Annotated in this window: 13 protein-coding genes, 1 pseudogene and 1 riboswitch; of the genes and pseudogenes, 6 read left to right on the forward strand and 8 right to left on the reverse strand. The window is 38.5% G+C overall.

Annotation, left to right across the window (positions count from 1 at the left end):
* The first annotated feature begins 62 nt into the window (after positions 1–62).
* The 5 genes and pseudogenes from DVW83_RS01695 to DVW83_RS01715 all read left to right on the forward strand — a co-directional run bounded on the left by DVW83_RS01695 (position 63) and on the right by DVW83_RS01715 (position 5,407).
* Entirely contained in the window at positions 63–365 is a 303-nt protein-coding gene (locus DVW83_RS01695; protein ID WP_005875305.1) for a hypothetical protein, read from the forward strand.
* Between the two features lie 317 nt (positions 366–682).
* Positions 683–857, forward strand: a riboswitch (Lysine riboswitch).
* Between the two features lie 231 nt (positions 858–1,088).
* The gene (locus DVW83_RS01700) at positions 1,089–2,684 is read left to right on the forward strand and encodes an ABC transporter permease subunit (protein WP_104660206.1); all 1,596 of its coding nucleotides are present in this window, start codon (positions 1,089–1,091) and stop codon (positions 2,682–2,684) included.
* A 12-nt stretch (positions 2,685–2,696) separates the two neighbouring features.
* Positions 2,697–3,440, forward strand: coding sequence for an amino acid ABC transporter ATP-binding protein (locus DVW83_RS01705; RefSeq protein WP_104660205.1), 744 nt, complete (start codon positions 2,697–2,699; stop codon positions 3,438–3,440).
* Positions 3,441–3,575: 135 nt separating this feature from the next.
* Positions 3,576–3,960 (forward strand): annotated as a pseudogene (locus DVW83_RS01710) (transposase); the annotation flags it as partial.
* 97 nt (positions 3,961–4,057) lie between these two features.
* Entirely contained in the window at positions 4,058–5,407 is a 1,350-nt protein-coding gene (locus DVW83_RS01715) for an amino acid permease (protein WP_104660204.1), read from the forward strand.
* 47 nt (positions 5,408–5,454) lie between these two features.
* Here DVW83_RS01715 and DVW83_RS01720 read toward each other — a convergent pair whose 3' ends face one another.
* The gene (locus DVW83_RS01720; RefSeq protein ID WP_104660203.1) at positions 5,455–6,051 is read right to left on the reverse strand and encodes a TMEM175 family protein; all 597 of its coding nucleotides are present in this window, start codon (positions 6,049–6,051) and stop codon (positions 5,455–5,457) included.
* A 149-nt stretch (positions 6,052–6,200) separates the two neighbouring features.
* Here DVW83_RS01720 and brnQ point away from each other — a divergent pair, with 149 nt between their 5' ends.
* Entirely contained in the window at positions 6,201–7,553 is a 1,353-nt protein-coding gene (gene brnQ / locus DVW83_RS01725) for a branched-chain amino acid transport system II carrier protein (protein WP_104660202.1), read from the forward strand.
* A 552-nt stretch (positions 7,554–8,105) separates the two neighbouring features.
* Here brnQ and DVW83_RS01730 read toward each other — a convergent pair.
* The 7 genes from DVW83_RS01730 to treR form a co-directional block, all read right to left on the reverse strand.
* On the reverse strand, positions 8,106–8,480 hold the full coding sequence (locus DVW83_RS01730) for a hypothetical protein (RefSeq protein WP_081133757.1): 375 nt from the start codon (positions 8,478–8,480) through the stop codon (positions 8,106–8,108).
* Between the two features lie 135 nt (positions 8,481–8,615).
* Positions 8,616–9,080 (reverse strand): low molecular weight protein-tyrosine-phosphatase, encoded by a 465-nt coding sequence (locus DVW83_RS01735; protein ID WP_104660201.1) that lies wholly within the window; start codon positions 9,078–9,080, stop codon positions 8,616–8,618.
* Between the two features lie 15 nt (positions 9,081–9,095).
* On the reverse strand, positions 9,096–9,677 hold the full coding sequence (locus DVW83_RS01740; RefSeq protein ID WP_005875283.1) for a TetR/AcrR family transcriptional regulator: 582 nt from the start codon (positions 9,675–9,677) through the stop codon (positions 9,096–9,098).
* A gap of 48 nt (positions 9,678–9,725) precedes the next feature.
* A complete protein-coding gene (gene ruvB, locus DVW83_RS01745; RefSeq protein ID WP_005875281.1) occupies positions 9,726–10,727 on the reverse strand; it encodes a Holliday junction branch migration DNA helicase RuvB in 1,002 nt (333 codons plus the stop codon).
* A gap of 12 nt (positions 10,728–10,739) precedes the next feature.
* The gene (gene ruvA / locus DVW83_RS01750) at positions 10,740–11,342 is read right to left on the reverse strand and encodes a Holliday junction branch migration protein RuvA (RefSeq protein ID WP_104660200.1); all 603 of its coding nucleotides are present in this window, start codon (positions 11,340–11,342) and stop codon (positions 10,740–10,742) included.
* A gap of 481 nt (positions 11,343–11,823) precedes the next feature.
* Entirely contained in the window at positions 11,824–12,264 is a 441-nt protein-coding gene (gene msrB, locus DVW83_RS01755; RefSeq protein WP_081133753.1) for a peptide-methionine (R)-S-oxide reductase MsrB, read from the reverse strand.
* 76 nt (positions 12,265–12,340) lie between these two features.
* Positions 12,341–13,054, reverse strand: a complete 714-nt coding sequence (gene treR / locus DVW83_RS01760; RefSeq protein ID WP_104660199.1) for a trehalose operon repressor — start codon at positions 13,052–13,054, stop codon at positions 12,341–12,343.
* Between the last annotated feature and the right edge of the window lie 41 nt (positions 13,055–13,095).

Genomic DNA, 13,095 nt, shown 5'->3' on the forward strand with positions numbered 1-13,095 from the left:
GGGACTAACCTAAGATTTATTCGTTAGACCAAACAGACAAGATCAAAGTGAGGTGAATTGACATGGTACCATTCATTATTTATTGGGGCGTTATTTTAGCTTGTATCGCTTGGTTAGCATTAAGTATTTATTTCTCGATTTTTTATCTTGTACGTAAAGAAAACGGGAATCTTTGGGCTTTCGCATTTTTCAATGTACTAGCCGCTATCGTTTTAGCCATTACTTTAGTTGTTTACCGAACTTGGGGTTGGGGCATCACACAATATTCAAGTTTGATCTATTTAGTATTAGCAATATATGGTGTAACAGTTATTCTACAAGCAATCTTAGGCCGCGAGCCAAAGGTTGTGAACAAAGCGGCTTGATCGTTGTTGCTGGTTTCTTTAGCCAGTAACGATCATGGTGGCAAACAAAGTTTTTTTCTGAATACCACCGCTTTTTTACCTTCTGCAAGATTTTTTTGCGGAAGGTTCTTTTTTTGACCAATTTCAATTTAGAGTGAATATTTATTCTTTTCAAATCAAAGGGAAAACGCCAAAAAATCATGTTAAAAATGAAAACGAATGAAAATTTTCTATGTTTAGTCAGTGTTTTTATGAAAAAGACAAGTTATGGATTGACAAAGCATCTTGGCTATCGTAAACTGTTTTTGTATAAATAACTGAATACGAGTTACCTCAATCAATGAGGTAGAGGTCGCGAGAATCATTAACCCTGTGGAGTGAAGCAAACATGTCGAAGCAGGACTAGGGAGGATCGCCGAAATGTACTCTTTTTTGCTTAAAGTTTACGTTGGGACATAAGTTAAGAGCTTATGGACTGTCTTAGCAGTGATGCTAAGTTGCGCTATGTTTTGTGAGAGGTTTATCACTCTATGAAATTTAGCGACCCCTTCATATCCTCGAAGTGGTCGTTTTTTATTTCCTCCTGATAAGCTATTGCAACGCATTTATTTGACCGCTCGTTCAAAAATTATGCGTAACAGATTAGAAAGTTCCCCATTCAGCGGTTCTTTCTAACGAAGTGGCTCATGGTTTTCTATTTGGAAGATCCTGATTCATGCGTGTGAAAAGAAAAGGAGAAAGAATATGAAAAAAAGTTCAGTTACACTCACCCTATTATTTGCATTTATCTTTTCATTTTTCAGTATCGGAAACTTAGTAAGTGCAGATGAAAAAACACCGAACGATGAATTTCGTGTAGGTATGGAAGCAGGTTATGCACCGTTCAACTGGTCACAGCAAACCGATGCGAACAATGGATTACCGATCCAAGGTCAAAAAAGCTATGCTGGTGGTTATGATGTTCAAATCGCCAAAAAAGTAGCAGATGGTCTAGGAAAAAAATTAGTCATTATCCAAACAAAATGGGATGGTTTAGCCCCTGCCCTTCAATCTGGTAAAATCGATGCGATCATCGCCGGTATGAGTCCTACTGCGGAACGTAAAAAAGAAATCGACTTTACCGATCCTTATTATGAATCTCAACTTGTTGTCGTGGTGCAAAAAAACGGAAAATACGCAAATGCCAAAAGTTTAGCTGATCTTTCTGGCGCAAAGATCACTGCTCAACTAAATACATTCCATTATGATGTGATTGATCAGATCCCTGGAGTAGATAAACAGCAGGCAATGGACAACTTTTCTGCAATGCGTACAGCGTTAACTTCAGGTATGATCGATGGCTATATCAGTGAACGACCTGAAGGAGTAACTGCAACAAGCGTCAATAAAGATTTGAAAATGCTTGAACTAAAAGGCGAAAATGGCTTTCAAACGAAGCCTGAGGATGTTCAAATTGCAGTTGGAATGCGTAAAGGCGACCCTGACATCCAAAAAGTGAATCAAATACTTGGTGGAATCTCAAGTAAAGAACGTACAACTATCATGGATCAAGCAATTAAAGATCAACCAGCTTCTACTGAAAATGATGATGAAGACCCAGGTCTGTTAAATGATTTCAAAACGATTTGGGATCAATATGGCAACATGTTCTTGCGCGGTGCAGGACTAACGCTATTCATTGCCTTGATCGGTACGATCGTTGGTACAACTCTTGGTTTATTGATCGGTGTCTTCCGTTCGATTCCTGAGTCAGACAATGCGGTTACTCGTTTCTTCCAGAAATTAGCAAACCTATTACTCTCTATTTATATCGAAGTCTTCCGAGGAACACCAATGATGGTTCAAGCAATGGTCGTCTTCTATGGCTTAGCGTTAGCCTTTGGGATCTCACTGGATCGAACAATCGCTGCCCTATTCATCGTTTCGATCAACACAGGTGCGTATATGACTGAAATCGTTCGTGGGGGGATCTTCGCAGTCGATCCTGGACAATTTGAAGCAGCACAAGCTATCGGGATGACACATGGTCAAACGATGCGTAAAGTAGTTGTTCCACAAGTCTTGCGTAATATCTTGCCAGCCACAGGAAATGAATTTGTTATCAATATCAAAGATACAGCTGTCTTGAGTGTTATCGGCGTTGCTGACTTGTTCTTCCAAGGAAATTCAGCTGCTGGTGCAAACTTCCAGTTCTTCCAAACATTTACGATCGTTGGTATCATTTACTTGATCATGACTTTCACTATCACAAGAATCCTGCGCTTTGTTGAGAAGAAAATCGATGGCCCTTCAGCCTATACAAAGATCGAAGAAATCGACAATTCAAACTTGCAGGAATAAGGAGGAAGCATCATGAGCGAAAAAATCATTGAAATCAACCATTTAAGAAAAAGCTTTGGTGAAAACGAAGTATTAAAAGATATCAGTATGACGATCAACAAAGGAGAAGTTGTCACGATCATCGGTTCTTCCGGTTCTGGTAAATCTACTTTGCTGCGTTGTATCAATCTATTAGAAAAACCAACTGGTGGCGAAATCGTCTATAACGGTGACAATGTTCTATCACCTAAATATAATTTACCTAACTATCGGACAAATGTTGGAATGGTGTTCCAATCATTCAATCTTTTTAACAATATGAATGTTTTAGAAAATTGTATCTCTGGACAAACAACTGTGTTGAAACGAAGCAAAGAGGAAGCTCAAAAAGTTGCTCTTGAAAACTTAGAGAAAGTTGGTATGGAGCGTTATATCGAAGCAAAACCTTCACAACTATCTGGTGGACAAAAGCAACGGGTAGCGATTGCCCGTGCGTTATCGATGAATCCCGATGTCATGCTCTTCGATGAACCAACCTCTGCTCTTGATCCTGAAATGGTCGGTGAAGTATTAAGCACGATCAAGGATTTGGCTCATACCGGTTTGACGATGATCATCGTGACCCACGAAATGGAATTTGCCAAAGATGTTTCTGATCGGGTGATCTTTATGGATAAAGGTGTGATTGCAGAAGAAGGAACTTCAGAAGACATCTTTGTTCATCCGAAAGAAGAACGAACAAAAGAATTCTTATCTCGCATTTTAAAAAACGGATAAAAAACAGAGAGTGGGACAATAGTCAGAAAAAATCTGATTATTGTCCCACTTTTTTGATTTCAAGGTATAAAAATAGCACTCATCCCTGTAAGGATTAAAAATTATACCATCAACCAAACAACTTTACCATGAGATATGAAACGACCTATTCCTGAAACAGATGTCGTTTTTGTAGTGAATACTTTAGTCGAAGCAATACCACAAACACTCTTTCTTGAATGAGAAGAACAACTAGGCCGATCGATCTCCCCCCAAAAAAATGATGTTGAAAATTATTCAATACTCTTATACACAACGTGTCTTTTCTGGTCGGAAAATTGACTTTTTATTAGATGATAGCTGTCGTATGCGTTGGTTGGCGAACCACGAATAAGTCAGCTATCGAACCATCAATCGTTTCCACAACCAGGAAACAACTGCACATCTTTTGGCGGAAGTATTTGTCTTATTTCGTCGTCAATTGATCACCAATCAAGGGATTGATAATGAAGCGACATTTATGGATGGCACAAAAAATGAAAAATGATTGTTGAATAATTTCTGAATCTAAGTTGTAATTTTTTGAAAATTCTCTTAATATTGAAGTAATCAAATTTTTAGTTAGGATGAGTAAACTGATGAACGAAGAGCAACAAGAACTACAACGAGGTCTCAAGAACAGACACGTTCAATTGATCTCAATTGGTGGTGCAATCGGAACTGGTCTATTTCTCGGTTCAGGAAAATCGATCCAATTGGCTGGACCATCGATCCTCTTTGCCTATCTGATCACAGGATGCATCTGCTTTTTCATTATGCGTGCATTAGGCGAACTTTTATTATCAAATACAAATAACCATTCATTTCTGGATTTTATTGCAGAATATCTTGGAAAAAAAGCAGCTTTTGTGACGGGCTGGACTTACTGGTTTTGTTGGATCGCTATCGCCATGGCTGATCTTACTGCTATGGGCATGTATGTCCGATACTGGGCACCTAGCGTCCCCCAATGGCTACCTGAGATAATTGCTTTAGTTTTATTGTTAGGATTGAATATGGTCGCTGTTTCTCTTTTTGGAGAATTAGAATTTTGGTTTGCACTGATCAAAGTAGTAGCGATCATCGCTTTTATTATCATAGGTGCCTGTATGATCATCACACACTATAAAACAAGTGCCGGTACCGTAAGTATTTCGAATCTCTGGTCGCATGGCGGCTTTTTCCCGAAAGGCGGAAAAGGATTTATCCTATCCTTTCAAATGGTCACCTTTGCTTTTGCTGGAATCGAATTAGTCGGATTAGTAGCTGGCGAAACTAAAAATCCTGAAAAAGTATTGCCAGAAGCAATCAATAATATCCCCATTCGGATCATTCTCTTTTATTTGGGATCTTTATTCGTGATCATGTCTATTTATCCTTGGAACAGCTTAAATGCAGACAACAGTCCTTTTGTGGAAGTTTTCTCAGAAATCGGCATTACGATTGCTGCTTCATTGATTAATCTAGTCGTCTTGAGTGCCGCTGCTTCAGCTTGTAATAGTGCGATTTACAGTACTGGACGGATGCTCCGTTCCCTTTCTCAAGAAGGCAGTGCCCCAAAACGGTTTCGTCGGCTGACCACTCATCGTGTTCCTGGAAATGCATTAGTCTTTTCAACCATTGTGATTTTTATTTCAGTCGTCTTGAACTATATCATGCCTAGTGAGGTTTTCACTTTGATCAGTAGCATCGCAACGACTTGTTTTCTATTCATTTGGAGCATGCTTGTCTATACTCATTTAAAATACCGAAAAAGTATACTTGGAAAAAAAGCTCATTCATTCAAAATGCCTTTTTATCCCTTCAGTAACTACCTCGTCTTTTTATACATGGCTTTTACCTGTGTTGTCCTACTTCTTGGGAAAGATACACGTATTGCGTTGTTACTAACACCTGTCTGGTTCATTTGCTTATTGGTCATCTATCGAATCAAATATGAGAAAAAATAAAAAAACACTTGGGGATTTTCCTTAATGGATTATTCCCAGGTATTTTTTTATTCAACTTTTCTTGAAAAAAAGATATGGTAGTATTCATCGGCTTTTCGGTAAGATAAGAGCCACAAACCAGAAACGAGGAAACGACCGAGTAAACCGATCATTGGAATAAAAAATACACCGACGATCAGACAAATATTGATGAACATCGACAAAAAACTTCGATGGTCTTTAGTCAATGTCTTGACTACATGCGAATCAGGTTTATTCGCTCGCATTACTTGTTTCATCAGGATACTAAAGGAAAAGCTCCACATCGTGTAGACAAGGACATAAGACAGCTCTGGCCAAAATTCAGTCGGATTACGGCCGACCCAACTTGTGACTGACGGACAAAGTGTCAACCAGAACAACCAAAAAATATTGGCCCATACGACACGATAATTGATCTTATCTGCCATTTGAAATACACGGTGATGATTGACCCAAATGACTCCCACAAAAATAAAACTGATACCATAAGCTAACAGAGTATTTCGAATTCCCCATAATGACTGGAAACCTGGCGGATCAGGGATCTTTATATCTAATACCAAGACTGTTAAAACAATGGCTACGACGCCATCCGTGAACGCTTCTAATCTTGTTTTTGTCACTTGACCACTTCCTATTAGTAAGTTATCTCATATTTTAGCACGGAATGGTCGGAATATCTAAAGATTTATTACTGCTGTTATCTAGAAAATGGTTGCTAATCTGTATTATTTTTGTTACTTTAAAAAAAATAGAAGTAAAGGAGTTATTTATGACAAAGAAGTTAACATTTAAAGAATATATGTTTATCGGTTCCATGCTTTTTGGTTTATTTTTTGGAGCTGGTAACTTGATCTTCCCAGTCCACATGGGACAAGAAGCAGGTGCCTCGATTTTTTGGGCAAACCTCGGCTTTTTAGTAACAGGAATCGGCCTCCCATTTTTAGGTGTCATTGCCATTGGCGTATCGAAGACGGCTGGCGTCTATGAATTGGCTAAAAGAATCAATCAAACGTATGCACTGGTTTTTACTATTCTGCTTTATCTTGTAATCGGCCCTTTCTTCGCATTACCTAGATTAGCAACCACTTCTTATGAAATCGGGTTAGCCCCATTTATACAGTCTGATCAGCAAACTTTGTTTTTAGCTATTTTTAGTATTCTATTCTTTTTTGTTGCTTGGTGGCTTTCAAGACGGCCGACGAAGATCCTCGATTATGTAGGAAAATTTTTAAATCCTGTTTTCTTAGTATTACTTGGACTCTTATTGTTACTAGCATTTATTCATCCTCTCGGTACAGTGCAACATGCTGCTGTCCAACCGAGTTATCAAGACCATGCTTTTTTTACTGGTTTCACTCAAGGGTATAACACACTTGATGCTTTAGCTGCTTTAGCATTTGGGATCATCATCGTGACGACGATCCGCAATATGGGTGTCACGAAACCTTCTGCTATTGCAAAAGACACCATCAAATCTGGTGCGATCAGTATTGTTTTGATGGGGATCATCTATACCTTGCTTTCTTATTTAGGAGCCATGAGCCTAGGTGGTTTTGCGCTAAGTGAAAACGGTGGAATCGCCCTTGCCCAAATCGCTGACCATTATCTAGGAACTTACGGAAGTATCTTACTTGCACTGATCGTCGTATTGGCCTGTTTAAAAACAGGGATCGGCTTGATCACTGCTTTTGCAGAGACTTTCACTGATTTGTTCCCAAAAAGAAACTATTTATTTTTCGTGACGATGGCTAGTGTACTCGCTTGTTTGGTGGCGAATGTGGGATTGACAAACATCATCCAAATTTCTTTACCTGTATTGATGTTCATCTATCCTTTAGCAATGACCCTGATTTTACTAGTTCTTACGGGGCCATTATTTAAACAACGTCCCGCTGTTTATCGAATGACTACGTACTTTACGTTAATTGCTTCTATTTTAGACGGTTTGAATGCTTGTCCCGACTTTATCAAACAGTCAACTATAGCCCAACATATCTTGGACTATGCAAAGCAGTATCTTCCATTTTTCCAATTAGGTATGGGCTGGATCGTTCCTGCAATCATTGGTTTTATCATTGGACTAATCTGGAGTAGCATAAAAAAAGAACCGGCACTAAACTGAGTAAGGCTTCTTTTGAAGTTACTGTTCCTCAAAAGAAATGAATGATACTTAAAAAAAACAATCGGCTTTGATAGCCTGATAATTTAAAAATGGTGTGACCTATTTTTTGATTATCAGGCTTATTTTTTAGCAACGATACGTCTCAGCTGTACAACTATCCCTTAGTAACAAGATAATGCGACTGCTTCATAAGTATCCGTTCTTCAACGTACTTTTATCATGAGCTAGTAAATGAAAATCATCATCTAAGATGGCAACTATTACCAATTCTTATAAAAAAGTAACTTTTATCAATAAGAAATAATTTTTACAAAGAAATTTAACAACTTTCAAAAACTTTCGTCACAAAAAATTCACAACTCCTCGGTATTATATAAGCATACCAACAAACAACCCTAACAACACTTTTTCATTTTTAACTCCTTATCCTGCTAGCTCCCTGGCTAGCAGGACCTTTTTTTATTTCTACTATATTTTGTGCTTTTATTCGATCCTTTGATACAAAAAAACTATGAAAAAATGAAAGATCATTTCTTCATAGTTCGATTTGATTTATTTCGATAATCGTTCTTGCTCTCCCGCTGGTGAAAGGCTAGTGATTTTTTCGATTTGTTCAATTGGTACCATACGTATTTGTTGTTCTTGGTTTTGTAAACGGATCATGACCCGCTCTTTTTCCACTGTTTTCGTTGCGACCCAGCCCGAGATCGTTTCATATTTATTACTCATGCGATTTTCTCTGACTTGCAAGATGACTAAACTGTGTTGCGCTGCCGCTTTTTGTAGTTCAAGAACAAACTTTCCTTGCAGACGTACATTCTCTGCTATTTTCTCAGTGTCATTTACAAAAGAATCGAAAAGCTGGTAGGACGTATGTGTCACTAACTTGGTCAGTTTCTTCATAGGTGATACTGGTTCTTCATTCATCGAATGCACTCCTCCTTTAACTAAGAAAGTGTTACTTAATTAAGTCTATTTTACCTAATATTTAGCTAAAAAACAAGAATATGATTTGCTCTAGCCAAAAAAAGTAAGCGTTACCTCAACATATATATTGTTATTTTATTGATCTTTTCTCCATATTTTTAGCCAATAATCAAGACCTTGATTCAACAGTTGATAGGTTTCATCAAAATCATGTGTGTAATATGGATCAGGAACATTTTGTTCTTCTTTCCCTGGTACACTACTCAAAAATAAATGGATTTTGGCTTGAGCATCTGCAGGTGCTAACTGTTTTAGTTCCTCGACATTCGACTGATCCATACCAATGATCCAGTCAAATTTTTGGAAATCTTGTGGCTGGATTTGGCGGGCAATCATACCCTCTGTAGAAATATTTTCTTTTGCTAAGATTGCTTGCGTACCTGGATGAGGTGAACGTCCAATTTCATACGTGCTAGTGGCTGCTGAATCAATCCTAAATCGATGCGACATCCCATCATCTGCAATCCGCTTTTTCAATAGTCCCTCAGCCATCGGTGAGCGACAGATATTTCCTAAGCACACAAATAAAACGCTAGTCATTGACAGGTTCTCCCCTCATTCATTTTCTTCTAGTTCTTCTTTTGCATACAACCGGTAAGAATACAACTCTGTATCTTTGGCTAAACGAAAGAGTTGCATCGCAATCTCCATTGGCGTTTCAGTATACTCGTGAGTGATCCAATTGATCAATACCCCACTACAACCGTAGGAGAAAAAACGGGCATAAAACAATTTATCTGTTGAAGATAATTGCTTTTCCTCGTCCATTTCTTCAAAAATCTTGATAAATGATTGCTGGATGATCGTTATAAATTCTTTTTGCATTACTTCTTGGTCTGAAACTACTGTACTTGCATAAAAATCTTTTTGAGCAGCGATTGCTTTTAACATTTTCAAAGCTTGTTCTTCCCAATTGTCTAAAGAAAGAGAATCAGGATCTAAATAGTGTAAACAGTCTTCATAATAGACCCAGCGTAATAGATCATATTTATCTGTAAAATGATAATAAAACGTCTGACGATTGATTCCAGCTTCATGCGCAATCCGCTGAACACTGATTTTTTGTAGAGACTGTTCTTGACATAGATCGATAAACACGGTTTTTATCAATTGTTTCGTGTGCAGTGTATCACCCATCCACATTCCTCCTATCTTTCCACTTAAAGAATTGAATTCACTACAAAATCAGACTTGATAGTCGTAGCCAAAATGTTCGTATGCGTAGGCAGTCGCAATTCTTCCTCGCGGTGTACGCTTTAAAAATCCCTTTTGTATCAAAAAAGGTTCATACATATCTTCTACTGTTTCTCGTTCTTCCCCGATATTGACGGATAAAGTACTTAGTCCGACCGGTCCACCACCATATAATTCGATCATTGTCCGCAACAGTTTTTGATCCACATAATCTAGCCCAGCTTGGTCCACTTGCAATAAAGTCAATGCTCGATCTGCGATTTGCTGATCGATTTTTCCATCGCCTTGGACTTGCGCAAAATCTCGGACTCGCTTCAACAAGCGATTTGCGATACGAGGTGTTCCTCTCGAACGTCGTGCAATCTCTAACGCACCTTCTTCGATGATCTCTGTTTGGAAAATATCAGAAGAACGGATAACGATCTCTCTTAAATCAGATTCTTCATAGTACTCCATGTGGGAAATGATCCCAAACCGATCTCTAAGTGGTGCCGACAGCATTCCTGCTCTAGTTGTTGCGCCAATCAATGTAAATGGTGGCAACGGAAAATGGACTGGATGAGCAGTCGGTCCTTGGCCTACCATGATATCTACATAGAAATCTTCCATCGCCGAATAAAGCATTTCTTCTGCTACCCGCGGTAACCGATGGATTTCGTCAATAAATAATACGTCTCCAGCTTCTAATTCATTGAGGATCGCTACTAGATCCCCTGGTCGTTCAACAGCCGGTCCACTCGTAGTCCGGATATTTACCGCCATTTCGTTTGCAATCACCATGGCCATTGTCGTTTTTCCTAAACCTGGAGGACCATATAATAATACATGATCTAAAGGCTCTTCCCGATTACGAGCTGCTTCGATATAGATCTTTAGTTCTTGTTTGACTTTATTTTGCCCGATATACTGCGAAAGATACTGCGGGCGGAGGGATTTTTCCAAACTAAGTTCATTTTCACCCGTTTCAGGCGATAATAGATGTTCGTCTGTCATTCATAGCCCTCCTTATTTTTTCATCATCAATTTCAATGCTTGACGTAAATATTCATCAGTGGTTTGATTTTCCACTTCTTTTAGTTGTTTTTCTACACGCTTGACTTCTCTTTCACTGTATCCTAATGCAGATAAAGCTTCCATTGCCTCAGATAGAGCCGTTGCATCTTGCAGTGTAGTCTCATCAAATAAATTGAAGGGCGTCTCGATGCTCAACTCGCCAAATTTTCCTTTTAGATCGAGAATCATCTGCTGAGCTGTCTTTTTACCAACACCCGGGAATTTCGTCAAATAAGTGACATCTCCAGATTCTACTGCATGAATCAATCCCGAATGATCGTCACTAGCCATAATAGCCAATGCGCTCTTAGGACCAATGCCTGAAACACTGACCAATCGTAAGAATAATTGTTTTTCTTCTAGAGAACCGAAGCCATAGAGAAGATGCGCATCTTCTCGGATGACTTGATGGACGTAGATTTTTACTTCTTTGTTCATTTGACTGCTGTAACGGTAAGGATTTCCCAAAGCAATTTGATAACCAATCCCATTTGCTTCCACTACTATGTAATAGGGGTTGATAAAAGTGACCACACCTGTCAGATATTCATACATCTTGTTATCCTCTTTCTTTCACACACATACGTTCGCATATTTTCTCCTATTGTAGCACACTTTGGCTTTTGAAAAAAGAGGTCGCTATTTTTGTTCCCGCATCATCAAGTCATATGAATCCAAAATCACATAAACTTTGGAACAGAGAGAAATGGCTGTTTTAATCTGATAGTGTTGATTTCTCTGCCCTCATCTCTAGCCACCATCTCGGATACAGATCAAAAACAGTACTGGACTCGATAAGTGGACCAACAAAATACGACGAAAAAAGCCGCAAACAATGAAATTTGTGACTATACCCAGTAGGTAACAAGAAATGCGAAAAAATTTTTTCGCATTTCTTGTCAAATTTCATCGTTCACAGCGCTTGATCGTGGATAAAAAGTTCAGATATTGGTCATTCTTTTACTGAAAGCCACTTGATTGTCCACCTTAGACGTTTTCTTGATTATACTTGATAATTTTGTCATGGTCAGACCTTTCATTCAACTAACGAGCGATAGTCGCCATATCCTTGCTGTTCCATTTCATCATAAGGAATGAACTTTAAAGCCGCAGAATTGATACAGTAGCGTAAGCCACCTTTTTCTGTGGGGCCGTCATTGAAGACATGTCCTAAATGTGAGTCTGCTTGATTGCTCCTCACCTCTACTCGATGCATCCCATGTGAAAAATCAGCTTTTTCTTTGATATCTTTTCTTGTGATTGGCTTACTGAAAGCTGGCCACCCACAGCCTGCATCATATTTCTCGGCAGAGCTGAATAGTGGTTCACCACTGACAATATCAACATAGATCCCTTTTTCATAAAAATCATCATATTTTCCTGTGAATGGTCGTTCTGTCGCGTTTTCTTGTGTCACTGCATAGGAAATTGGGTCTTGTTCTTTTAACTCTTGTTTTTTCTTTTCAATTTCGTTCATCAAAAACGCCTCCTTGTCTTTTAATCATAATGACAAAGGAGGGAGAAGCAAACAATCTGCTCATTTTGCTACAGGTTTATACTTTTCGTCTTCTTGCAAACTCTACAAAGCGGAATTTGTCTAAACGATGGATCGATTCGGTATATTCGAAACAACTCGTATCCTCTAAATGGACTAAGCCTCTCACAACCACTACGTATTTGTCTCCGTTTAGATCCATAGCTTCTTCTATCGCTACTGTCACAGGTTCAACGGTGATTTCTTTTTGGGCATAAGCAATCGTCAGCTGTAACTCATCTTCAAAGTATTCATAAATAGATCCTTCACTGATCTGCTTTGTCAACACAGGAACTACGTCCTTCAATAGATAATCTCTATCCAAGATCACTATTTCCCCATTGATTTTTCTTTGACGTATCAAATGCCAGACCGGTGTTCCTTTTACCCAACCAGTAACATCGCTAAGTGCTTGATCGACCGTTGTTTCTTCTAACGTCTGCACGATCGTTTCACTAGGAATATGTTGTGCTTCTTGTAACTCTTTATAGCTAGTTAAACCAGCGATTGGAAAATCAAATCGATTACGTTCTAATACGATTGATCCTTTTCCCTGTTTTTTTTGGATATAACCTTCTGTTGTCAAAAGATTAAGCGCTTTTCTAATTGTTTCCCGTGAAACACCATAAATCTTGATCAATTGATTCTCACTTGGCAACAACGTATGGGGAGGATATTCTTTTTCCAAAATTTTTTGTTCCAAATCTAAAAAAATTTCATTGAATTTATTCATTCTTTTCTCCTCCACTAAACAGTTGAAATCTCTTATTCGTT

Source organism: Enterococcus sp. VV15, from assembly GCF_005236045.1.
Taxonomy (GTDB): Bacteria; Bacillota; Bacilli; order Lactobacillales; family Enterococcaceae; genus Enterococcus_B; species Enterococcus_B durans.